Origin of the sequence: Paraburkholderia sp. GAS82 (assembly GCF_050436285.1) — a bacterium.
GTDB classification, from domain to species: domain Bacteria; phylum Pseudomonadota; class Gammaproteobacteria; order Burkholderiales; family Burkholderiaceae; genus Paraburkholderia; species Paraburkholderia phenazinium_B.
The window spans coordinates 460,657-484,029 of record NZ_JBNDLX010000006.1; the positions used below are offsets into that span (position 1 = coordinate 460,657).

Genomic DNA, 23,373 nt, shown 5'->3' on the forward strand with positions numbered 1-23,373 from the left:
GCGCGGCCACGGCAAATTGGGCGAAACCCGTATTATCCCTCAAGCGGCCGGGTTGCCCGAGTCGGCCGAATGGCTATCCGGTTGCGGCAGCGCAAGGCACGGTTGAATTGTGCCGGGTAGATCGCGTTTTACGCCTTGCAAATGGCGTCGCGCCGGTGGCTCGCGGAGCCGGTCAACGGCTGGCGCTACCGTGATCGCGGGTCGCGCAGTGGTCTCCCCTGGCCGGATGGCTAACGCGTCTGTTTGCTCTCAAATCTTCGGGAGGGTGGAGTTACAATAACGCCCATGTCAGATCCTCGCTTCGTTCATCTCCGCGTTCACTCCGAATTCTCGATTGCCGACGGCATCGTGCGCCTTGACGACATCGTCGCGGCCGCGGCCAAAGACGGTCAGGGGGCGCTCGCGCTCACCGACCTCGGCAACGCCTTTGGCCTCGTCCGTTTCTACAAGGAAGCGCGCGGCAAAGGGGTCAAACCCATTGCCGGCTGTGATGTCTGGATAACCAATCCGGATGATCGCGACAAGCCCTCGCGCCTGCTGCTTCTGGTTAAAGACAAGCGCGGCTATCTGAACCTGTGCGAGTTGCTCACCAAGGCGTGGCTCACCAATCAGTATCGCGGTCGCGCCGAGGTCGAGGCCGGCTGGCTCGAAACCGGGCTCGGTGAAGGGCTGCTGGCGCTGTCCGGCGCGCAGCAGGGCGATATCGGTATGGCGCTCGCGGCCGGTAACGAAGATGCGGCGCGGCGCAACGCGCAACACTGGGCCAAGGTTTTTCCGAACGGTTTCTATATCGAGTTGCAACGCTGCGGTCAGCCTGGCGGCGACGCCTACGTGCAGCAGGCAGTGACGCTAGCGGCGTCGCTCAAGCTGCCGGTAGTCGCCACTCACCCGCTGCAGTTCATGACGCCCGACGACTTCACCGCGCACGAAGCGCGCGTGTGTATTTCGGAAGGCGACATGCTTGCGAATCCGCGTCGCCAGAAGCGCTTCACGACCGAGCAGTATTTCCGCACGCAAGAGGAAATGGCAGCGTTGTTCGCGGATATTCCGTCGGCGCTTGCCAACACCGTTGAGATTGCGCGCCGCTGCAACCTGACGCTCGAACTCGGCAAGCCGAAGCTGCCGCTGTTCCCGACGCCGGACGGCATGTCGCTCGACGACTACCTTGTGCACCTCTCGAAGGAAGGGCTGGAAAAGCGCCTCGAGCAGTTGTATCCGAACGAGGCGGATCGCGAGGCACAGCGCGAGACGTACTACAACCGCCTCGAATTCGAGTGCGGCACGATCATCAAGATGGGCTTCCCAGGCTACTTCCTGATCGTGGCGGACTTCATTAACTGGGCCAAGAACAATGGCGTGCCGGTTGGGCCGGGCCGGGGTTCGGGCGCGGGCTCGCTGGTCGCCTATGCGCTCGGCGTGACCGACCTCGATCCGCTGCGCTACAACCTGCTGTTCGAACGTTTCCTGAATCCGGAACGGGTGTCGATGCCTGACTTCGACATTGACTTCTGTCAGCACGGGCGCGATCGCGTCATCCAGTACGTGAAGGAAAAGTACGGCGCGGACGCGGTGTCGCAGATCGCCACCTTCGGCACGATGGCGGCGAAGGCAGCCGTGCGCGACATCGGCCGGGTGCTCGATCTCGGCTACATGTTCACCGACGGTATCGCCAAGCTGATTCCGTTCAAACCCGGCAAGCACGTCACGATTGCCGACGCGATGAAGGAAGAGCCGCTGCTGCAGGAGCGCTTCGACAACGAAGACGAAGTGCATCAGCTGATCGAACTCGCGCAGCGCGTGGAAGGCTTGACGCGTAACGTCGGCATGCACGCGGGCGGGGTGCTGATCGCGCCCGGCAAGCTCACTGACTTCTGCCCGCTCTACACGCAGGGCGACGAGAGCGGTGTCGTGAGCCAGTACGACAAGGACGACGTGGAAGCGGTCGGCCTCGTCAAGTTCGACTTTTTGGGTCTCACCACGCTGACGATCCTCGACTGGGCCGAGCGCTATATCCGCAGGCTCGATCCGTCGAAGCAGGACTGGTCGCTCGCGCAGGTGCCGCTCGACGATCCGGCGTCGTTCTCGATCCTCAAGAAGGCCAACACGGTCGCCGTGTTCCAGCTGGAAAGCCGCGGCATGCAAGGCATGCTGAAAGACGCGCAACCTGACCGCTTCGAGGACATCATCGCGCTGGTGGCGCTCTACCGTCCGGGCCCGATGGACCTGATCCCTAGCTTTTGCGCGCGCAAGCACGGCCGTGAAGTGGTGGAGTATCCGGACCCGCGCGTCGAACCTGTTCTGAAAGAGACCTACGGCATCATGGTCTATCAGGAGCAGGTGATGCAGATGGCGCAGATCATCGGCGGCTATTCGCTCGGTGGCGCTGACTTGCTGCGTCGCGCGATGGGTAAGAAGAAGGCCGAGGAAATGGCCGAGCACCGCGCGTTGTTCCGCGAAGGTGCAGCGAAGAACGGCCTGACGGGCGAGAAAGCCGACGAAATCTTCGACTTGATGGAGAAGTTCGCCGGCTACGGCTTCAACAAGTCGCACGCGGCGGCCTATGCACTGCTCGCGTATCACACCGCGTGGCTCAAGGCGCACCATCCGGCCGAATTCATGGCAGCGAATATGTCGCTCGCCATGGACGATACCGACAAGGTCAAGATACTGTTCGAAGACTGCATCACGAACAAGATGGCCGTTTTGCCGCCGGACATCAATCTGTCGGCGTATCGCTTCGAGCCGGTTGCGGAAGCAGACGGCAAGCGTTCGAAGACGATCCGTTATGGTCTGGGCGCTATCAAGGGCAGCGGTCAGAACGCGATTGAAGAAATTCTGCGGGCGCGCGAAGAAGGGCCGTTCATCGACCTGTTCGATTTTTGCAACCGCATCGACCGTCGTATCGTCAACCGTCGGACGGTGGAAGCGCTGATCCGCGCCGGGGCGTTCGACGCGCTGCATGCGAATCGCGCGCAGTTGATCGCATCGGTGTCGCTGGCCATGGAAGCCGCCGATCAAGCCAGCGCTAATGCGATGCAGGCAGGCCTGTTCGACATGGGCGACGCGCCGTCGCAAGGTCATGAGCTTGTCGACGAGCCCGAATGGGCGGAAAAGAAGAAACTGCAGGAAGAGAAGGGTGCGCTCGGTTTCTATCTGTCGGGCCACCTTTTCGACGCCTACAAGGACGAAGTGCGCCGCTTCGCGCGCCAGAAAATCGGCGAGCTGAAGGAAGGGCGCGACAAGCTGATCGCCGGCGTGATTGCGTCGCTGCGCACGCAGATGACCCAGCGCGGCAAGATGCTGATTGCACTGCTCGATGACGGCACCGGTCAATGCGAAGTGACGGTCTTCAACGAGACCTTCGAAGCGCACAAGCAGCTGTTCAAGGAAGACGAATTGCTGGTGGTGCAAGGCCAGGCGCGCAACGACGCATTCACCGGCGGCATCCGCTTCACCGTTGAAACCGTGATGGACCTCGGCCGTGCGCGTTGCCGCTATGCAGAGGCGGTCAAGGTGCAGATGAACGGCAACGCCGATGCGCTCGCGCTGCGTCGCGTGCTGGAAGCACACAGCGCGGGGGCTGATGAGCCGCAGACCGCGCAGGCACCCGCGACGCCATCGCGCGGCGGCGGTTTCGGTGGTGGTGGCGGCCGCAACGGTGGCGGCTACGGCGGTGATGGCGGCCGCCAACGTCAGCCGGTACACATCCCGAACGGATTAGCGGTGCAGATCGTCTATCGCAGCGAGAATGCCGAGGGCGAAGTACGCCTCGGCGACGCGTGGCGCGTCAAGCCCACGGACGAACTGCTCGCGGCGCTGCGTGGCGAGTTCGCTGGAAGTTCGATCGAGATCGTCTACTGACCGACGCGGCTCGCGCTTCCGCGCGGGCTCGCTAGCGGCACCTGGCGCGCGCCGGGCGCATCAAAACCCGCGAGAAACACCGGTAGCGCCAGGCACTCGCGTGAAAGCCATGACGTACGCCTACCGCTCCCGCGCGCCCAGGCGTGCGAGCTTCAGAAACCGGTAGTACACCGTTTCCGCGTTGAACATCGCGATCATGAAGCCGGCACGTCCGTCCAGAAAGCCGCGCCGCAGCACGTAGGTGCGCACGAATGCCCACGCACCGCGCGCAAGCGCCTTGCCAAAGCTGCCGCCTTTGCCTGCGGCGTGGCGTTGTTGCGCGCCCGCTGTCGAATAGGTATCGAGCTTGCGCAGCACGGTTTCGAAGTCTTCGTACGAGTAGTGCATCAACTTGCCGGTCAGGCGTTGTGCCGGCGTATCGAACACTAGCCGTTCATGCACGAGGTCGTCGGAGAAGCGCGCGGCGCCGCGTCTGAAGAGGCGCGGGATCCAGTCCGGATACCAGCCGCTATGCCTGATCCAGTGTCCGCAGAAGCTCGAGAGGCGGTCCACCGCGTAAACCTGCGCGGACGGCGCGTCGATTGCGGCGCGGATCGCCGCAGCGAGCTCGGGCGTGACGATTTCGTCGGCGTCGATGGAGAGGATCCAGCCGGTGTCGAGCGCATCCAGCGCGCGGTTCTTCTGCGGCCCGAAGCCCGGCCAGTCGGGTTCCTGCAGTACGCGGGCGCCGTGTGCGCGGGCAATCTCGACGGTGCCGTCGGTGCTGCCGCCGTCGATCACGACGATCGCGTCGGCGAACGCCACGGCGGCGAGGCACTCGGCCAGGCGCGCCGCCGCGTTTTTGGTGATGATGGCGACGCCGAGGGTGGTTTCTTTCATGCCTGATTAGCAGAGAGGGGGCGGATGGGCAAAATGCGTCGGGGAAGTATACACAGCGCACCGACGTCTCACGCCCTTGGCACTCACCTTGAGCCCGCACGGAACAAACCGTAAGAACCACTACCGGTCTGGTGTCACCGGGGCACAACGGCCCCAGGTATCCAGTTCGCCCAACCGTTTACAATGCGGTATTCAGGATTCGCCCACCGGGCGGATGCCTTGTTCGCCTTTTCAGAGGATTCCTTGAGCGCGAAGCCCACGTTAAGCAAAGTCATCGGTGGATCAGGAGATGTCACATCGCCTGCCGCCTTACTGAGCCGGCTTTGGCCGTATATCAAGCCGGTCCTTTGGACCCTGATTGGTGCGATTGTCGCCATGGCTGTCAGCGCCGGCACTGACGCGCTGATTCCCATGATGCTCAAGCCGCTGCTGGACAAGGGCTTCGGCCCGAATGCCGTGCATGGCCTGGTATGGATGGTGCCGCTTGGTATTCTCGTGCTCGCGGTGGTGCGGGGCGTTTCCCAATACGCGTCGGGGTACCTGATCGCGTACATCTCGAATACGGTCCTGCTACGCTTGCGCCTGGAAATGTTCGAGCGGCTGGTTCACACGAGCGTCGGGTTCTTTCAACGCGAGACGGCAAGTACCGTCATCAACGCAATCGTGTTTGAGGTCAACCAGATTCTCAACGTGCTGTTGGGCGTGCTGATTACGCTGGTGCGCGATTCGCTGACGGTCCTGTACCTGCTCGGCTATCTGTTCTGGCTCGACTGGAAACTGACGTTGATTGTCGCGGTGATGCTGCCGGTAATCGGCTGGGTGATCGGCAAGATCAACCGGAAGCTGCGCCGGCTCAATCGCGAAAACCAGATGTTCACCAATGAGTTGTCGTACATCGTCGAGGAGACGGTGGGCGGCTACAAGGTGGTCAAGGTGCACAATGGCGAGCAGTACGAGATGGATCGCTTTGCCCAAATGAGTCGTCGCCTGCGAGGTTACTCGCTGCGCATGATTGCGTCGGGTGGACTCGCCCAGCCGCTTACCCAGTTTTTGGTGTCGATTGCGCTGGCGGTGGTAGTCACGATTGCGGTCGTGCAATCGGCGCATGGCGGAACCACGGTGGGTGGCTTCGTTGGTTTTATTACGGCGATGCTCCTGATTGTCTCGCCGCTCAAGCATCTGATGGACGTCAATCAGCCGCTGCAACGCGGCATGACCGCTGCCGAACTGATCTTCGGTCTGATCGACGAACCGTCCGAGCCGCAGGGCGGCGGCAAGCCGCTTGATCACGCATCGGGCGAAGTCGAGTTCCGCGACGTCTCGTTCAACTATGGCGCCACCAGTACGCACGAACGACAGACCCTCGACCGTGTGTCGTTCAAGGTCGCGCCGGGCGAGATGGTGGCATTGGCGGGCCCCTCGGGCAGCGGCAAGACCACGCTCGTCAACCTGCTGCCGCGTTTCTTCGATCCGACGGACGGCGAGATTCTGGTCGACGGTGTCGCTTTGCCGGAGTACGGCATTCACGCGCTGCGCAGCCAGATTGCCATGGTTAGCCAGGATGTCGTGCTGTTCAACGACACGATCGCGCACAACGTCGCTTACGGCCAGACGGCAGATCCCGAGAAGGTGAAAGCGGCGCTGCAGGCGGCGAACCTGTGGGATACCGTCCAATCCATGCCGAAGGGCACCGAGACGCTGGTCGGCGACAACGGCCTGATGCTCTCGGGCGGTCAGCGTCAGCGTCTGGCGATCGCACGCGCCATCTACAAGGACGCTCCGATCCTGATCCTCGACGAAGCCACCTCGGCGCTCGATTCGGAATCGGAACGCCATGTGCAGGCCGCGCTGGAAACGCTAATGAAGGGGCGCACCACGCTCGTCATCGCACACCGTCTGTCCACCATCGAGCGTGCCGACCGGATTCTGGTGCTGGAAGCCGGACGCATCGTCGAGCGCGGCAGTCATCGCGAACTGCTCGAGCAAGACGGGCTGTACGCGCATCTGCACCGCATCCAGTTTCAGCAGAACGCGGCCTGATGCGCTGAATGATGAAAATCGGACTTTCCAGCAATGCGCTGAAACACAGCGGCGGGCTCGAGCGTTATGCGATGGATCTGGTGCGCGGCTTTGCCGCGCGAGGCATGACGCCGGCGTTTTTTGCTCGGCGCTTCGATATGTCGGTGCCGGAAAGCCGCATGGTCGAGACGCATCGCATCAAGGTGTCCTTGCTCCCCGGCAAGCTGCGCGATTACTGGTTTTCATGGCGTTTGCGCCGGGCGCGGCGCGCGGCCAAAGTCGACGTGCTGATCGGCTGCAACCGGGTCGACTCTTCGGAAATTGCGATCTGCGGCGGCACTCATCTCGGGTTTTTGCGTGCGACTGGTCGCGTGCAAAAACGCTCCGATACCTGGCAGATCGCACTCGAGCGCAAGCAGTACGAACAGGCGAGCTTCGTTGTCGCTCACTCGAATCTGATGCGCGACGAACTGCGCGAGCTGTATGGCGTCGCGGAGGCGAAGGTTCGCGTGCTTTACCCGCCGGTCGACGGCGCTCGCTTCAAGCCGGTAGATAGTGAGCAGCGCGGCGCGCTACGGCGCAAGTTCGGCTTCGCGGATCACGAGATCGTGTTGCTATTCCCGTCGAGCAGTCACGAGCGCAAGGGCTTGCCGCTTATCGAAGCGGCGCTGGAAGGGACGACGCTGCCGGTGGTTCTTGCCGTCGCAGGCCGGCCGCCCGCGCGCACCTCGGAGCGGGTGCGCTACATCGGCTATGTGAAGGAAATCGAGGACGGTTATCGGGCCGCCGACTTTACAATCCTCGCGTCGAAGTACGAGCCGTTCGGACTGGTGGGAGTCGAATCGGCGATGTGCGGCACGCCGGTGATCTTTCCGTCGAGTATCGGCTGCTGCGATGCGATCGCGTCGCATGCGAAATTCGTCTTCGCGCCGGATGATCTCGCCGATCTGCGCGCCACCCTCGAACGTGCTATTGGGCCTCGGCTCTCCAGCGGCGCAACGTCGCCCACGGCGGCCGCAGCTCCGGCGGATGTCGCACGTGAAGCGGTGCTCTACGACGCAAGCGTTGCGAGTCACGTCGACGCGCTGCTGGGGCTAGCCACACAGATAGTCGAGCGTCGCTGAGCGAGAGAACGCGGACACAGGCGGCAAGCCTGCCGCCTTAGCGTGCTCGCCTGAGCCGCTTGATCCAGAGCGTCGGCGCGTAGACACCCGGAAAGGTACTGTAGAGCAGCATCCGGATCCGCAGCCCCAGTTTGACGTTGTGGCTGGCGGCGATCAGCGTGAGGCGCTCGCCGATCCCGCGAGCGCTGAACATCGAATGAATGAACTGTTCGCGCGCGAGTTTCGGCGCTAGAACGGCGCGCATTCTGTCGCCGAGTCCGGCAATTTCAGCGTCGTGCTGCAGCTGCTTCACTTCAACTAGTGCGAAGCCGTTGCCCTGGCGCAATCGTCCCACCAGTTCTGCCACCGTCCGATACCGCCGCTTGCCCGACAGGCCGCCGCGCCGGTACCACACCAGCGGTTCACGCAGGCTTAGCGCTCCACCGGAGACGATGGCACGAAAGGTCATCACCTGATCTTCGGCAGCCGTGCCGGGCATCATCGGTCCGAAACGCTCGAACAGCCGGCGCGTCCATGTATGCGCTGCACCCACCAGCCAGGGCCGTTCGGCAGCCCAGTCGTCGAAGCTCCGATACGTGCCGAGATCGGTCGGCTCCATCCGCTCGTGGACGGCGCCGGTTTCGTCCATGTCGGCGAGATCGGTGGCGATCAGGTCCGGGCGGCGATCCTGTGCAAGCCAGTACTCGACCACCCGTTCGCAGCGGTTCGGGGCGGACATATCATCACCTGCGGCAACGAACAGCAATTCACCATGGGCCATCCCGGCGAGCCGCGACAGGTGCGCACTGATGCCTTCGTTGCTCGTGTTACGGCGCGTGATGACCTTGTGCGGTCCGTTATAGCCGCGTACGGCAGCCTCGATCGCGGCGAAGGTGCCGTCGCTCGAAGCGTCGTCGGAGATGATGAGTTCCAGCGGTTCGTAAGTCTGCGCAAGCACGCTGCGCACTGCGTCGCCAACCAGTGTTTCCTGGTTGTAAGCGATCAGTAGCACTGAAGCTAGCGGTTTGGCCGCTACGGCAGACGGGGAGGGCTGGACGCTGTTGTTCATGGCGCGGGCTGAGTTGGCTCGGCTAGATTCTAATCGTTGTTGGACTCTGGCCAGGCATTCTGATTGCCGCTGCCCCAGTTCGCCATTCTGGCGTGCACAGCACTATAAACGAGATGCTTTATCTTGAAAAAGCATCTCGTTTTAACTACTCACCTACCTACCGGACTGCAGGATGCGACAGCTCGCGTTTGCGCGCGTCGATGACGGCCAGAAACGCAGCACTTAGCAGCGCGAGCAGCGACGTGACCATGACGGGCACCAGCACGTCGATCGTCAGGCCGAACACGATCGTACTGAACGACACCGCTAGTCCGGAATAGGCAGCAGCCCGAATCGTAGAATCCTGGTTGCGCCGCTCGCGCCAGAAATGGACGGTCAGGCCGAAATAGAAAATCAGCAGGCAGACCGCGCCGATAGCGCCTGTTTCGGCGATGGTCGAGAAGAAATCGCTGTGGGCGCGCTCGTTGACGATCTCGGTTCTGGCCTGACCGTGCGCGGCGAGGTCGCCGAGCGCCCGCTCCAGTTTGCCCTTGCCGACGCCGTACACAGGATGCTCTGTGAACAGTCGGAACGAGGCCTGCCACAACTGCAGGCGCAAGCCGACGGAGGTGTTTTCGTCGCCATGATGCAGCGCGGAGAAATCGGTGGTGGCATCTTCGAGCCGCCGCTCGACGCGTTCAGTCGAAAGCAGCGCAGCGGTGCATACCACGATGGCGAGCGCCGCAACCCACAGGCGCTTCTTGTGCACGAACCAGTGGAACTGGCAGCCGAGCAGGATCGCAAAAATGGGAATCGTAATCCAGCCGCCGCGCGAGCCGGACAGGTAAGAGGCATAGCCGCCGCCGACCAGCGCAAGGAGCTTGACCGCGAGCATCCGCCAGTCGCGCGGGCCGTCCCAACCCAGCGTAAAGACGGACAGGAAAGCGAGCAGCAAGGCGGTGTCGCCGAACGGGATCGCGTTCGTGTAGGCATTGCTGGCGCGGCTCGCATCGGTCCAGCCGCCCTGCGGCTGCGCGATCAGAGCCCAGGCGCCCACGGCGATGGCGCCCGCTGCGCAACCCCAGCCGATGGCCCGCAGGTTGCGCGACGGAAACTGGCGCAGCAGCAAAAATAGCGGTAGTGCGAACGTGAAGCGCGACAGTGCGTCGAACTGGCGTGGCAACCAGTAGTGCATCACCAGTTGCTGGAACATGATCGCGACCAGAAACGCGAGCATGCCCAAGGTGTACCAGTTATAGGTGCGTAATCCCTTGAAATAATCCGGAGTGCGTTTGTTGGCGACGGCGGCTCCCAGCGACAGCGCGACGAGTCCGAAGAAACCGTAGCCGGTGCCGCCGCGCCATACGAGGTTCACGGCGGGGGCAAAAAATAGCAAGGCTGTGCTGAGCCAGATCAGACTGGGAGCAAAAATCATAGGCTGTGAATTCTTATGAACGCTACCGTTCCAGTTCGCCGAATGCATGGCCGGAGGCTCGGAGCACTCCTTTTCAAGACGGCAGGGCGATGGCGATTATAACCGCGCGGGGAACTCGACTGCGCCTTGTGGCCGGGGGCGTACGGCCTCGCGGCGGAATAGGCATGGAGGCGTTCGCAGGGTGCGAAATGGTCCCGATCGGGCCGGAAACACTTCGAATGGCCGGGCCCAACCGGCGCAGAGCCAAGGCTGGCGCGAGTTCCCGGCCATCACAGCAGATCGGCTGCGCATGCCGGGGCTTTCTGAGCATGGCGGCCTGGTCGCGCATGAGGTGGTGGTTGGTGGGTTCCCGAGGGCCTGATCGCTATTCATTTCGATTTCTTACGGCGCGGGGAATCTTTGCCGTGCTTGTGGCCCCGCCGCGCTAGACGCCGCCCGTCACCAACGACAGTACCGACAGGTCCGGATGCGTCCCGTCGACGATGCTGCGTCCCGTATGCACGGCCTCGTAGCGCGCTTCTTCCATGCTGGCGAACCACTCTTCGCCGTCCGCATGGAACGGCACTACATGACCGGGGATGGCCGGATCCGCGCCAGGATGGCAAACGTAGCCCATGTAGGTAAAACGGCTCTCGCCGGACTGTTTGGGGCGCGGTGACAGGTGGATTTCGAAGCCCTCGTATTCGAGCATTTGCCAGCCGTGGATTTCTTCAGACATGGTTGCCTCCGTTCTGGCCGCGCGCGCAGGGAGCATGTCGGCGCGTGCGGTTGCGATTGGCGGCTTGAAAGCCGCCACGCCGGCCGCTGCTGGGGCGCGGCCGCTGCCGCGTCGTTTGGGATGGCGGCGACCGGGGTCAGTGCCGGTGCCGCATCCGGTCCCAGAGCCGCTGGCCGTCGAGCCGCGTCGGCGGACGCGTTTTGTGCAACTCGCGCCGGTGATGCGAACTCAGGATCACGATCCCCGTGATGATGACAACCAGTCCCACTACGATGCTGACCATCGATTCCGCCATGGCAGCCTCCATCCAGTTCCACTGCATCTTAAAAGTCTAGGTTATTTGGGCGAAAACCGAAGGGACCGTGGCCCGGCGTTGCAGGACTTTTTACTGTTCGACAGCGCCCAGGTGTCTGATCTGTCGTCTGAACTGCGCCAGGAGGTAGCGCTTCAGACATTAGTTTTCGACGACGCAGCCGTCCTTGACGAGGTGGAGATGGAATTCCAGCAAATCTATCGCCTGACCAGAGCCTCGATGTTCTGCAACCGGAAAGTACATAGTTATCCGAATCAATGTGAATCTGAAATCTTTACCCCGGCATCCCATGCATCGTTTGCACACGCATTGTGGTCCCTCACTGGAGCAGTGTCGTATAGAATGGTGCGCTTTGCCTGTACGCCCATGTGGTTCAAAAACCTTCAGCTTCATCGCCTTCCCGTTCCGTGGTCCGTCAATCCCGAGCAGATGGAAAAGTGGCTCGCGCCGCATGCGTTCCAGCCGGGCAGTAGCGTCGAAATGCAAACGCAGGGATGGGCCTCGCCGCGCGATAACGACTCGCTCGTCTACTCGATCAATCGGCAAATGCTGCTGGTGTTTCGCACCGAAAAGAAATTGCTTCCCGCGTCGGTGGTCAACCAGGTGACCAAGGCTCGCGCGCTTGAAGTCGAAGAGCAGCAGGGCTTCAAGCTCGGCCGCAAGCAGATGCGCGAACTGAAGGAGCAGGTCACGGATGAACTCCTGCCGCGGGCGTTCAGCATCCGACGCGATACGCGCGTCTGGATCGACACGGTGCACGGCTGGCTCGTGATCGACGCCGCTTCGCAAGCTGTCGCCGACGATGTGCTCGGCCTGCTGGTCAAGTCAATCGATCAGCTGCCGCTCTCGAGCGTGCGTGTTGCACAGTCGCCGGTGGCGGCGATGACGGAATGGCTGTTGTCCGGCGATGCGCCGGCCGGTTTCACGCTCGATCAGGACACGGAGTTGCGGTCCGCCGCGCAAGGCAATGCAACCGTGCGCTACGTTGGGCATGCGCTGGATGTCGAGGACATGCGTCGTCATATCGAAGCGGGCAAGCAATGCATGCGTCTTGCCATGACATGGGACGACCGCGTTTCATTTGTCCTCACACCGTCGCTGACCATCAAGCGCATCACGCCGCTCGACGTGATCAAGGACGCAAGCGACCCCACCGCGCAGAATGACGACGAGCAATTCGACTCGGATATGACGCTGATGACAGGCGAACTCGCGCGCATGTTTGCCGACATCGTCGAAGTGTTGGGCGGCGAGCAGGGTGATGCCATCTTGCAGGCCGCAGCGGCTTGAAACCGGCGTGTGCTGCAAGATGAAAGTACAGCGCAAGCCGGTCGAAAGTCTCGTGAATTTCGCCGATTTTATTTTGTAACCAGGTGTCACTCGCGCGGCGGCGGAGCGGGAAATACAGAATTTCTTCCGCGCCGCCAATTCGCTCTGTCTGCCTCACACACTTCGATAGACAGGCTGTTCTAGCCTGTCTCCAGGCCCTCCCGAAATCTGACGATGCATCGCGCCCGTGTCGCGCGATGCATCGCCACGTCCGCATGCAGACTGCATGAAATATCCCGACGCAATCTCCAGGGGAACTGCCCAGACACCCTCATGTCGCACTGGGACGATGCGGCTTTTGACGGCCTTTTGACGCTAACGGCATCCGCAGCGTAACGCGCAGAAAAATCGCTGTGGGAAGCCGTAATTGAATTACGGGAGTGCGTGGCATAGCGTTGAGTCGTACCAGACGGTATCCGCAGTAACGGCCAGTCTCTCACCCATTCGCGCCGGCAAGTCTTGCAGATTGCGGCCGAACCGAAAACGGAGTTGTCGTTGATGAATTCGCCCGTCCGGCGATCGCTCGAAATCGACTTCCTGCGCGGAGTCGTTTTGATCGTCATCGCTCTCGATCATATTCAGGGCAGCGTTCTCTCACGTTTCATGCTGCACAACTATGCGTACTGCGATGCGGCCGAAGTCTTCGTGTTTCTTGGCGGCTATGCGTCAGCGGCCGCTTATACGAACGTCGCCACGTACCGTAGCGAACACGCTGCGCAGCGGCGCTTTGTCGTGCGGGCGTGGGAGATTTATCGCGCTTATCTATTCACGGCGGCGCTGATGCTGCTGGCGGGCGCCGCGCTCATGTTGTGGCGCATCGATTCGCCAGTGGTGCAGGAGACGGGATGGAGCGATGTGCTGCATCACCCGGTCGGCACGTTGCTCGGTGTCGTCACCTTACGTCACCAGCCGTTCCTGTCTTCGGTCTTGCCGATGTACACGCTGTTTGCACTGTGTGTGCCACTCTCGGTGCCGTTGGCGAATCGTCGGCCCGCTGCGGCGCTGGGCATGAGTCTCGCAGTGTGGCTCGCGTCCACATGGCTGGCGCGCGCTTTGCCAAGCAGCGATCCGGGGGGATGGGCGTTCAATCCGTTTGCATGGCAACTGATGTTCATGCTCGGAATACTGTGCCGTCTGCATCCGGTGTCGAATGAATTTCAGGTTTCGAAGGCGGGGCGCTGGCTGACCTATGCGGCACTTGCCGTCGCGCTGACCTTTGCGTTCGTCAAGGTGTGCCTCGAGACTCAGGCCACGCCCGGTTACATGAAGCAGAATCTCGCCGCGGTGCGCGTGGTGAGCTTTGTCGTCATTGCATGGCTGATGGCGCAGGCGGTCCGCATGCAGGTGATACGCCGGATCGCCGAGCGGCTGCCGGCGGTCGTCACGGTGGGCAAGCAGGGGCTCGTGTGTTTTGTCGGCGGCACGGTGGTCTCGATCGTCGTGGATACGGCCGTGCGGATGGCGCGTGGCCCCGCCTGGCTGAACGGACTCGCAGGCGATGTGGTCGCGATCGGTGTGCTGCTAGTGCTTGCGGCCGCGGCGAAAAAATGGAAGGCGCTGCGCGCGCGTCCCGCGCCGATCCGCGGCAGGGCAGTGCCGGTCCAGGCAGGCCGGCGCGACGGCTAACCTGGCCTCTCACAAGCGGGCAGGCCACCCGCAACTTCTTCGTACTCCGGCGCAATCCCATTGCGGCATGCCGCAAGCGTGATATATAACGCTGAAAGGCACGTTGCCGCGCAGCTTCCCGCGTGACAACGCTCGATCACGGCGCTGGCACGCGGAGACTGACGATGGTTCGGCTGGTGATGATCCTGCTAGGGGTCGATTATCTGCGCACCCGCTGGCGCGCTCTGACGACGGCAGGCTGGATCAGCGTCGCAATCGGCATCGCGGTCTTCGTCGATGCGCTCGACAGTGCGCTCTACTTCCCGATCACGCCGTTCGCCTGCCTGTTCCTGCTCGAGGGTCTCGCCACGCTCGCGGTCGCATGGACCGGCATGGGCGGCCAGCGCACGCTGCGTTACGTGAAGGGCCTTACGTTTTGCGTGGCCGCGCTTCTGATTCTCGCCGGCCATCACCACGGTAATTTCATCCTGTCGATGATCTTCGGCACGCTGTTTCTGACCGATGGCCTGTTGCAGATCATCTCCGCACGCGTCGTGCGTTATCGAACCTGGCGGCTGGCAGTGGCAGGTGGGGCGATCGAAATCGCGCTCGCCGTTTTCTTCTATCAGCCGTTCCCGACGCACTACGTGGGCACCGTGCCGTACTGCCTCGGCCTTGGGCTGATGTTCGGCGGCTGGAACATGATCCTGCTGGCCTCGCGCGTGCGGCGGCTGTCGACGAATCCTGCCGTCGCAGCCGATGACGCTGCGCAAGCCGCCAGCGCGACCGCCGCGTCGCAGCAGGCGGCCCCGGCGGCGGTGGAATGGGACGGCCCCCCGGCTGCAGATGAACCCGCGCTGACCGTGCATGTGTGGACGCCGGTGGGGTCATCGAAGGGCGAGGCGCGTCGCCAGCCAATCATCGACCGCTACATCGCCGCGGTGGACCGCAACGGCGTCATCTCGACCGGCCACGCGGCGCTCGAGTCGCCCGAAGGGATCTATATCAGCCTCTATCCTGGCGTAGAGATCGACCGCTCGCCGGACGAGTTCTCGCGGCTCTTGCGCGCCACCCGCGAGAACGACGTACCGGGTCTGTTCCAGCCGGACTACGGGACTGAATCGAAGGCATGGTGCGAATCGACCACCCAGGTGCGCATCCGCAACTACGATCCTGAGCGGCTGCGGCGCTTCTGGGAAACCTACCGGCAGGATACGACCTACAACCTCACGTACCGCAATTGCTCCAGCACGGTTTCGCGTGCTCTGGAAGCGGCGATCGAAGGCGCGTCCGCGCGTGTCTGGGGACGTCACGACGGATGGAAGCCGTTTCTGAGGGTGATCAGCACGCCCGAATTGTGGGTCGCTGCGCAGGTGCGCAAACGGGCCGCGACGATGGCATGGACCCCCGGTCTCACGCTCGACTACGCGCGCGCCCTCAGTATGCTGGCAGACCCGCGGCCATCCGGCTGGGTCAAGATGGCGCGTCTCGCGCTGGGCAAGATGTACCGCTCGCGGCGGCAATGGGCGCAGGAGCAGAAAGCGGCGTCGAGCATGCACGAGGGCGAGCGTACAGACACCGCAGGACGGGGTGTGTAGGCGTCCAGCGGGGCGCAAACACGCCCTGACAGCGCAGGTATTCTGACCGGATTCAGTGTTACCCGGTAAAGTCGAAACACATCAAAGACTTACCGATTTCCCTGGCGAGTTATCAACAGATTTATAAACGTTTTCTGTTGATAACTCCTGGGTCTTCCACACGGGACGCGCCGCCCCATAACGATGCGAGCCGCATTGGCGGCGCGATTCACCGACGGTGTCAGGTCTGCCAGGTAGACGCTCCGCGCCTGTGCACAAGCTGATTCGGCCAATCGCATCCAAATGAATGCTTTCAACTAATCTGGCAGGTGTATGCTGGGCCGGAGCATGTTTTCTGCGCAATCAGTGCACCACCCTGAACGTTAGACGCGGCTACATAACGGCGGTGGCAAATGCTGCCGATCCTGCAGCAGCAGGTTTTCAAGGGCGGTCATGTGACTACCGAGTTGATAAAGGAGGTCGGCAAGACGACCGAGCCGCAACGTCTGAGCGTGCGGCACGTGAGCGTCTACCGTTACTCCGAACCGGTGCGCTTCGGCGAACACCGGATGATGTTCCGGCCACGCTCGGGTCACGATGTGCGCGTCGTCGCCACCCAGCTTGTCATCACCCCGACGCCCTCGCGACTGCACTGGCTTCACGATGTATTCGACAATTCTGTGGCGATCGCCAATTTTTCCGGCGAGGCGTCCGAGCTGCAATTCGATAGCCAGGTCACGCTCGAACACTACGAGTCGCCGCTTCCCGATTACGCGCTTGAACCGTACGCTGCTACGTGGCCCTTTGCGTACACGAATGAGGAAGCGTCGGATCTCGTGAATGCGCGCAGCCGGCAATATCCGGACGACGAAGTGAATGTCTGGGCGCGCCGCTTTCTGGCCAAACGTGGACCCACCTCCACGATGACGATGCTGCGGGCCATGACGCAGGAGATCAAGAGCGGTTTTCGCTACGTACGGCGTGCGGAAAAGGGCGTGTACCGTCCCGCCGATACGTTGCGCCACCGCAGCGGCAGTTGCCGCGACTTTGCGGTGCTGATGATGGACGCGGTGCGCTCGCTGGGGCTCGCCGCGCGCTTTGTGAGCGGCTACATCTTCGTACCCGAATTCGACACAACGCTGGGCGGCGGCGCGACGCATGCGTGGCTGCAGATTTACCTGCCGGGTGCGGGCTGGGTCGATTTCGATCCGACCAACAGCATCATCGGCAATCGCCATCTGATTCGCGTGGCGGTAGCCTGGAACTACTATCAGGCGCTCCCGTTGTGGGGCACCTGGCACGGCGCAGCGCATTCATTCCGTGGCCTGCAGGTCGACGTGTGCGTGACTGAAGATGTCTGACGGTTTTATTTGAGGCGAGGATGGGGCGATGAAATTGCGCGTTGGTTACGAACTGGTCTACGAGTGTGAGCAAGCCACTCCGATGCTGCTGATGTTGAACACCCACTACTCGCGTGTGCAGGATGTCTTGAGCGCCGATGTGCTGAAGGTCGATCCACCGGTTCCGATTACGCAGTATCGCGACGGCTTCGGCAATCTGTGCAGCCGCATCGTCGCGCCGGCGGGACAGATTGCACTGTCGACCACGGCCGTGCTCGAGATTTCCGCCGAGCCGGAAACGATCGAGCCGAATGGCTATCAGCATCCGGTCGAAGAGCTGCCCAGTGAGACGCTCGTGTATCTGCTTGGCAGCCGCTATTGCGAGACCGATCTGCTAAGCGATCTCGCGTGGCGTCTGTTCGGCAAGACGCCACTCGGACGTCCGCGTGTGCAGGCGATCTGCGATTACGTGCATCGTCATATCGTGTTTGGCTACCATCACGCGCGGCCGACGAAAACCGCCTGGCAGGCATGGAATGAGCGGACCGGCGTGTGCCGCGACTTCGCGCATCTGGGTGTCGCGCTGTGTCGCGCGATGAATATTCCGGCGCGTTATTGCACGGGCTATATCAGCGACATCGGGGTGCCGCCGCCGTATTCCGCAATGGACTTCGCTGCATGGTTCGAGGCTTATCTGGGCGGTACCTGGCAGACCTTCGATCCGCGCAATAACGTGCAGCGCACGGGCAGGGTGTTGATGGCGCACGGGCGCGATGCAGCGGACGTGGCATTGAGCAATACGTTTGGGCCGACCAAGCTGGTCAGCTTCAATGTGCATTGCGCGCCGGAATCGGAGACGGCGGTTGCGCCCTCGGCTTGAGGCGCGCGCGAGGATGTTGTTTTATCTCGTCAGATCGAATTTCGAGACATTCGATCGACCCGGAAGTTTGATATGTTCTCCTTTGCAATTTGGCCGCTCCACCCGTTGAAGTCGGGTGGTCGATTGTCGTGGTGTGGCTAATGCGTTTCGCGCAATGAGTATGCACAGCAGTGCTCGATGTAAGGTGCGAGATGCAAAAGCGAACGGAGGGCTCTGTCGGGGTTGCGAGTGAATGTAATCACCAAGACTAACTTGAGTCTGGCAAGACGTGTACCGTCCGACCACGCCGGCAGGTGAGGTCTATCTGAAACTCACCGTGGTCGACGACGTCCTCATCATCTCATTCAAGGAATTGTGAACATGAAATGCCCATTTTGCGCGGCGGCGAAACTGGTGCGTGACACGCGGGATCTGCCGTACATGTACAAAGGAGAGTCGACGGTCATCCCTGCAGTGACCGGCGACTTTTGCCCAGCCTGTGGCGAAGCCGTGCTGGATGTGGCCGAGTCGGCGCGTACCAGCGCGGCCATGCTTGAGTTCAACAAGCAGGTCAATGCGTCGATCGTCGACCCCGTGTTCATTGCCAGCGTTCGCAAGAAACTCGCGCTGGACCAGCGAGAAGCAGCGGAGATTTTCGGTGGCGGCATCAATGCCTTTTCGCGCTATGAAAACGGGAAAACCAAGCCACCGTTGGCGCTAGTGAAACTGCTCAAGGTGCTGGATCGTCATCCAGAACTATTGGCCGAAGTAAAGGCGGCATAAACGGGTCCGTTGGCAACCCCTATCCAGATATGGCATCCTTACGCCATGCAGCCAATGAACCTTTCCCTGCTTCACGCCTGGTGGCGCTCCTGAAGGAGCGGCATCGTCACGTCTTTACTACGACCATGGCCGCCGCAGTCTGGCTGACATGGTGCTGTATCCCCGGTTGGCCTGTCCTGCGGCGGCGTTTCAAGAGAGCCCGTTTATGCAAGACAGCACCACCTCCCCGCGCCGTACCGTCCTCACTGGCGACCGTCCCACCGGTGCGCTCCATCTTGGCCACTATGTCGGCTCGCTGAAAACCCGTCTTGCGTTGCAGGAGACGCATCAGCAGTTCGTGCTGCTCGCGGACACGCAAGCCATGACCGATAACGCGCACGATCCCGACAAGGTGCGCCGCAACGTGCTGGAAGTCGCGCTCGACTATCTGGCGGTCGGCATCGATCCTCGCAAGACCACGATCGCCGTCCAGTCGGCTCTCCCCGCGCTCGCCGAGTTGACCCTGCTGTATCTGAACTTCGTGACCGTCGCGCGCCTCGAGCGCAACCCGACCATCAAGGAGGAGATTCAGGCGCGCGGTTTCGGCCGCGATATTCCGGCGGGCTTTCTTTGCTATCCGGTCGCTCAGGCTGCCGACATCACCGGTTTCAGGGCGCATGTCGTGCCAGTTGGCGAAGACCAGGCGCCGCTGATCGAACAGACCAACGAGATCGTGCGCCGTATCAACCGTCAGGTCGGCAGGGACGTGCTGCCCGAAGCAGAGGCGTTGATTCCGGCCATGGGCCGCCTGCCCGGCGTCGACGGCAAGGCGAAGATGAGCAAGTCGCAGGGCAACTCGATTCCGCTCTCGTCCTCAGCCGACGCGATCCGCGATTCGGTCAAAAGCATGTACACCGATCCGAACCATCTGCGCGCCTCGGATCCCGGCACCGTGGAGGGCAACGTGGTCTTCACGTATCTCGACGCCTTCGATGAGGATCGCGCTACTGTCGAGCGCCTGAAGGCCGAGTACCGCGCGGGCGGCCTCGGCGACATGGTGGTCAAGCGCCGTCTCGAGGAGCAGCTGCAGGCTTTGATCGCGCCGATTCGGGAGCGGCGTGAACAGCTCGCGCGCGATCCGGGCCACGTTTTCGATATGCTGCGCGAAGGCACGCAGCGAGCGAAAGACGTGACCCAGGCCACGCTGGATGAAGTGCGCGCGGCGCTCGGCACGTTTTCGTTCGATGCGGTGGTGCGTTAAAAAAGCGCGCCAAACAGCACTTTAAATCGCGCTTTAAACAGCGCGCTGAAAGCTACTGCATCGCGCGGACGGCTTCCTGCATTTCTTCCATCGACACATCGCGCGTGTGCGTCGCCACCGACCAGCGGTGCCCGAACGGATCTTCGAGCTGGGCGAAGCGGTCGCCCCAGAACATATCGGTGGGCGGCATCGTGACACGGGCGCCGGCCGCGGCCGCTTGCTCGACGGTGGCGTCGACGTTCGTGACGTACAGGTGAATCGCGACCGGCGAGCCTTTCAGCGACTTCGGTCCGAGCATCGAGCAGCCGGCCATTTCGTCGACCAGCATGAGCATCGAGTCGCCGATCTTCACGCATGCGTGCATCAATTTGCCTTCCGGACCAGGCAAGCGGAACTGCTCGACAGCGCCGAAGGCCTCCGTGTAAAACCTGATCGCGTCGGCGGCGCCGGCGCAAATCAGATGCGGGGTGAGCGAATGCATTCCTTCCGGAATCGGTTTCACAGCGGCTGCAGACATGGTGGTCGCTCCTCGAATGGGCGGGTTGACGAGTCAGAAGGCCCAGCCGTTTTCAGCAGGGCTTCATCAACACGACGAGCGAACAGACGGACAATCGACACGGCCGCCGGGAAATTTTGCGCGCCGGTGTGCGTTGTGTTGTGTCGTGTTGTGTTGTAACGGCGTAAATGCGGATGGCTAAACAGAAGCCGTTATGATGAGATTTGTGCAGAGCATCATGCTGCGAATCTCGAGGTTGAATTTCGAGCGACGCCACGTGCCGCGAGCCGTGATAAATGAATGCTCGCGGCCACCGGTCGGCTAGAGGCTGAACTGAGCCTGCCTTCCGGTCGCAGGTGTCATGATTCAAATAAATATTGAGAGAGAGGGCGGAAGAGCTATGAACGGGCGCTTACATCCGAGTTTTGTCCCAGGTGCGCACGCCTGGCCTGGTTCGGACAGGCCTACGTGCTGAAGGGGCGGCTATGCACCACGATCGCAAAGCCGCGGCGCCTGTGCAGAGCAGCGCACTCGACGCCGCACCCTACGGCGCGTTCATCTACACCGCGGACGGCACCTTCCGCTATGTCAACGCCGCCTTCGAGCAACTGACCGGGTATCGGGCGGAGGAGCTGATCGGCCGCCGCAGCTTCGATTCGTTGCACGACCCGGCGGAACTCGCGCGGCGCCGCAGCGAATTGCCCGGCGTTGGGAATTGGGGCGTGGGCACGCCGGGTTCCGTGTCTCCCGGCTCGTTGATGGCCCCGACCCGCTACGAAAGCGAATGGACCTACATCCGCCGCAACAACACGCGGATGTCGGTCATGCTGGCCGTGTCGCCCTTGCCGGCCGGCGAAACGGTGCCACAACGGCTCCAATCCGCGGACGAACCGCTTGCCTTCGATAGCCGCGCGAAGGACGATTGCGCAAGCTACGTAGGCATGGCCGTCGAGATGACGCGCTACGCCCAGTCCGAAGCCCGCCTCTGGTACGTCTCGCACCACGACGGCGTGACGCGCCTGCCGAACCAGACCCTCTTCACCGAGCGGCTCGATCTGACGCTGGCGCGTTGCCGCCGCGACGGCACGGGCTTCACCGTGCTGCTCGTCGAACTGAACTCCCTGCGCAAGCTGCGCGATGCGCTTGGCTCCTACGCGGCTGAGCTCGTCCTGCAAATTGTCGGCGAGCGCCTGCGCGGCCTGATCGCCAACGAGGGCACGATTGCCTCGGTCAGCGGCACGCAATTCGCGCTACTGGTCAACGAGACGGGCGCGGCGGTCGACGCCCTGGCCGCTGCAGCGCTGGCACGCGTTGCCGAGCCGATCGACTGCTCGGGCACGACGATCACGGTGACGGCAAGCATCGGCTGCGCGGCGTATCCGGAACACAGCGCGGAACACGGCGACGATGTGCCGACGCTGATGCGGCGCGCCAACGTCGCGTTGTCCGCGGCGAGCGGCGCGGGCGGCAACGTGATGCGGCGTTTTTCAGCGGCGCTAGAAGGACAGGCCGCGCGCCGCTTCGAACTCGAAACCATGCTGCGCGATGCGCTTGACCGGCAGCAACTGCATCTGGTCTACCAGCCGCAGATCACGCTCGCGACCGGGCGCATCGCCCAGGTCGAGACCCTGTTGCGCTGGAATCATCCGCAACGCGGCCCGATCAGCCCGGTCGAGTTCATCCCGGTCGCGGAGGAGGCGGGTCTGATCGAACGGATCGGCGAATGGGTGATTCGGACCGCCTGCCGCGACGCTGGCAAGCTGTTGCGGCTCACCGGCAGCCTGCCCCGGGTGGCAGTGAATGTGTCGCCCCAGCAGTTCCAGCGGCAGAATCTGCTGGCGACCATCGAAAGCGCGCTGCACGACGCGGCGCTCGATCCGTCCTACCTCGAAGTGGAAATCACCGAAGGCGTCCTGCTCGGCGACACCGAGGAAGCGTTGCGCACGCTGCATGCGCTGCGCAAGCTCGGCGTCGAAGTGGCGGTGGACGATTTCGGTACGGGCTATTCGAGTCTGGCCTATCTGACGCGCTTTCCCCTGAACCGGCTCAAGGTGGACCGCTCGTTCGTCATCCGGATGATGTGCGACCCGCAATGCGCGGCGCTCGTCGGCGCCATCATCGCGATGGCCCACGCGTTAAAGCTCCGCGTCACGGCGGAAGGCGTGGAGACCGAGGAGCAGGCCGAGCGCCTGCGCGAACTGGGTTGTGACGAGGTGCAGGGGTACTGGTTCGCGCGTCCTCTCAGTCTGTCGGCACTGCGCAACCTGCTTGCGCCGCTGGGGGCGTGAGTTTTGGGACGCGGTTTCGTCTTTTTCTCGCAACCATCGGACGGCCGGTTCGAGAAATTTTTCGAATCAATCGACAGCCTTGTGCCAAAATGGCGCGCAAATTGGTTTACGATCGGGGCTGCCTGAATATTACGTTTTGCCTTCTGCCGGGGGTGTTCTCCGGCGGCGTCTTCTGGCAAAATTTGCGGTCCGAAACATTCGCTCATGTTGGGTAATCCTCTCCTTCAGGGCGAATTCTTGCGTTAAGAACCGTTCGGTCGGGGGCTACCACCTGGCAGATGTTGCGTCGCATATTTTTCGTGTTATGGTATGCAACTTCTCGAAAATTGGCGGCAGAGCGTAAGTATGACCGCAGGGAATGTATGAATCTGTAATAAGTTGGAAGTAGTCCGCATGTAATCGAAGTAAGTCCCGCAGCCACAAAACCGTTCTATACTCCTGACCTGCTCGGCACGAGAAACAGAGCGTGAAGTGTGCGAT

17 protein-coding genes and 1 pseudogene are annotated in these 23,373 nt (G+C 62.2%); 12 read left to right on the top strand and 6 right to left on the bottom strand.

Annotation, left to right across the window (positions count from 1 at the left end; genetic code table 11):
* Nucleotides 1-276 precede the first annotated feature (276 nt).
* On the top strand, nt 277-3,861 hold the full coding sequence (dnaE, locus tag P3T17_RS21295; protein ID WP_429408857.1) for a DNA polymerase III subunit alpha: 3,585 nt from the start codon (nt 277-279) through the stop codon (nt 3,859-3,861).
* A 120-nt stretch (nt 3,862-3,981) separates the two neighbouring features.
* Here the strand turns inward: dnaE and P3T17_RS21300 are convergent, their stop codons facing one another.
* Nucleotides 3,982-4,740 (bottom strand): glycosyltransferase family 2 protein, encoded by a 759-nt coding sequence (locus P3T17_RS21300; RefSeq protein WP_429408790.1) that lies wholly within the window; start codon nt 4,738-4,740, stop codon nt 3,982-3,984.
* Nucleotides 4,741-4,983: 243 nt separating this feature from the next.
* Between P3T17_RS21300 and msbA the strand changes: the two genes are divergently transcribed.
* Nucleotides 4,984-6,780, top strand: coding sequence for a lipid A export permease/ATP-binding protein MsbA (gene msbA, locus P3T17_RS21305; protein ID WP_074266156.1), 1,797 nt, complete (start codon nt 4,984-4,986; stop codon nt 6,778-6,780).
* 11 nt (nt 6,781-6,791) lie between these two features.
* Complete coding sequence (locus P3T17_RS21310; RefSeq protein WP_429408858.1) at nt 6,792-7,883, top strand: glycosyltransferase family 4 protein; 1,092 nt, start codon at nt 6,792-6,794, stop codon at nt 7,881-7,883.
* A 37-nt stretch (nt 7,884-7,920) separates the two neighbouring features.
* Here P3T17_RS21310 and P3T17_RS21315 read toward each other — a convergent pair whose 3' ends face one another.
* The 4 genes from P3T17_RS21315 to P3T17_RS21330 form a co-directional block, all read right to left on the bottom strand.
* Complete coding sequence (locus P3T17_RS21315) at nt 7,921-8,931, bottom strand: glycosyltransferase (RefSeq protein ID WP_429408791.1); 1,011 nt, start codon at nt 8,929-8,931, stop codon at nt 7,921-7,923.
* A 157-nt stretch (nt 8,932-9,088) separates the two neighbouring features.
* The gene (locus tag P3T17_RS21320) at nt 9,089-10,345 is read right to left on the bottom strand and encodes an O-antigen ligase family protein (RefSeq protein ID WP_429408792.1); all 1,257 of its coding nucleotides are present in this window, start codon (nt 10,343-10,345) and stop codon (nt 9,089-9,091) included.
* Between the two features lie 424 nt (nt 10,346-10,769).
* The gene (locus P3T17_RS21325) at nt 10,770-11,063 is read right to left on the bottom strand and encodes a hypothetical protein (RefSeq protein WP_074265378.1); all 294 of its coding nucleotides are present in this window, start codon (nt 11,061-11,063) and stop codon (nt 10,770-10,772) included.
* A gap of 136 nt (nt 11,064-11,199) precedes the next feature.
* Nucleotides 11,200-11,358, bottom strand: a complete 159-nt coding sequence (locus tag P3T17_RS21330) for a hypothetical protein (protein WP_167379393.1) — start codon at nt 11,356-11,358, stop codon at nt 11,200-11,202.
* Between the two features lie 384 nt (nt 11,359-11,742).
* Between P3T17_RS21330 and P3T17_RS21335 the strand changes: the two genes are divergently transcribed.
* The 8 genes and pseudogenes from P3T17_RS21335 (at nt 11,743) to trpS (ending at nt 20,109) form a co-directional block, all read left to right on the top strand.
* Nucleotides 11,743-12,666 carry a recombination-associated protein RdgC gene (locus P3T17_RS21335; protein ID WP_074266154.1) on the top strand — a complete coding sequence of 308 codons (924 nt, stop codon included), beginning with the start codon at nt 11,743-11,745 and terminating at the stop codon, nt 12,664-12,666.
* A 537-nt stretch (nt 12,667-13,203) separates the two neighbouring features.
* Nucleotides 13,204-14,331, top strand: coding sequence for an OpgC domain-containing protein (locus P3T17_RS21340; protein ID WP_429408793.1), 1,128 nt, complete (start codon nt 13,204-13,206; stop codon nt 14,329-14,331).
* Nucleotides 14,332-14,495: 164 nt separating this feature from the next.
* Complete coding sequence (locus P3T17_RS21345) at nt 14,496-15,908, top strand: HdeD family acid-resistance protein (protein ID WP_429408859.1); 1,413 nt, start codon at nt 14,496-14,498, stop codon at nt 15,906-15,908.
* A gap of 392 nt (nt 15,909-16,300) precedes the next feature.
* Nucleotides 16,301-17,248 (top strand): transglutaminase family protein, encoded by a 948-nt coding sequence (locus P3T17_RS21350; RefSeq protein ID WP_429408794.1) that lies wholly within the window; start codon nt 16,301-16,303, stop codon nt 17,246-17,248.
* Between the two features lie 28 nt (nt 17,249-17,276).
* Nucleotides 17,277-18,107, top strand: a complete 831-nt coding sequence (locus P3T17_RS21355; RefSeq protein WP_074265376.1) for a transglutaminase-like domain-containing protein — start codon at nt 17,277-17,279, stop codon at nt 18,105-18,107.
* Nucleotides 18,108-18,363: 256 nt separating this feature from the next.
* Nucleotides 18,364-18,465 (top strand): annotated as a pseudogene (locus P3T17_RS21360) (type II toxin-antitoxin system MqsR family toxin); the annotation flags it as partial.
* Between the two features lie 2 nt (nt 18,466-18,467).
* On the top strand, nt 18,468-18,869 hold the full coding sequence (locus P3T17_RS21365) for a type II toxin-antitoxin system MqsA family antitoxin (RefSeq protein ID WP_429408795.1): 402 nt from the start codon (nt 18,468-18,470) through the stop codon (nt 18,867-18,869).
* A 205-nt stretch (nt 18,870-19,074) separates the two neighbouring features.
* On the top strand, nt 19,075-20,109 hold the full coding sequence (gene trpS, locus P3T17_RS21370) for a tryptophan--tRNA ligase (RefSeq protein WP_429286249.1): 1,035 nt from the start codon (nt 19,075-19,077) through the stop codon (nt 20,107-20,109).
* Between the two features lie 52 nt (nt 20,110-20,161).
* On the opposite strand, the gene P3T17_RS21375 is transcribed toward trpS, so the two are convergent.
* Nucleotides 20,162-20,626: a VOC family protein gene (locus P3T17_RS21375; RefSeq protein WP_074265374.1), complete on the bottom strand. Its 465-nt coding sequence runs from the start codon at nt 20,624-20,626 to the stop codon at nt 20,162-20,164.
* A 464-nt stretch (nt 20,627-21,090) separates the two neighbouring features.
* Here P3T17_RS21375 and P3T17_RS21380 point away from each other — a divergent pair, with 464 nt between their 5' ends.
* Entirely contained in the window at nt 21,091-22,893 is a 1,803-nt protein-coding gene (locus tag P3T17_RS21380) for an EAL domain-containing protein (RefSeq protein WP_429408796.1), read from the top strand.
* Nucleotides 22,894-23,373 lie beyond the last annotated feature (480 nt).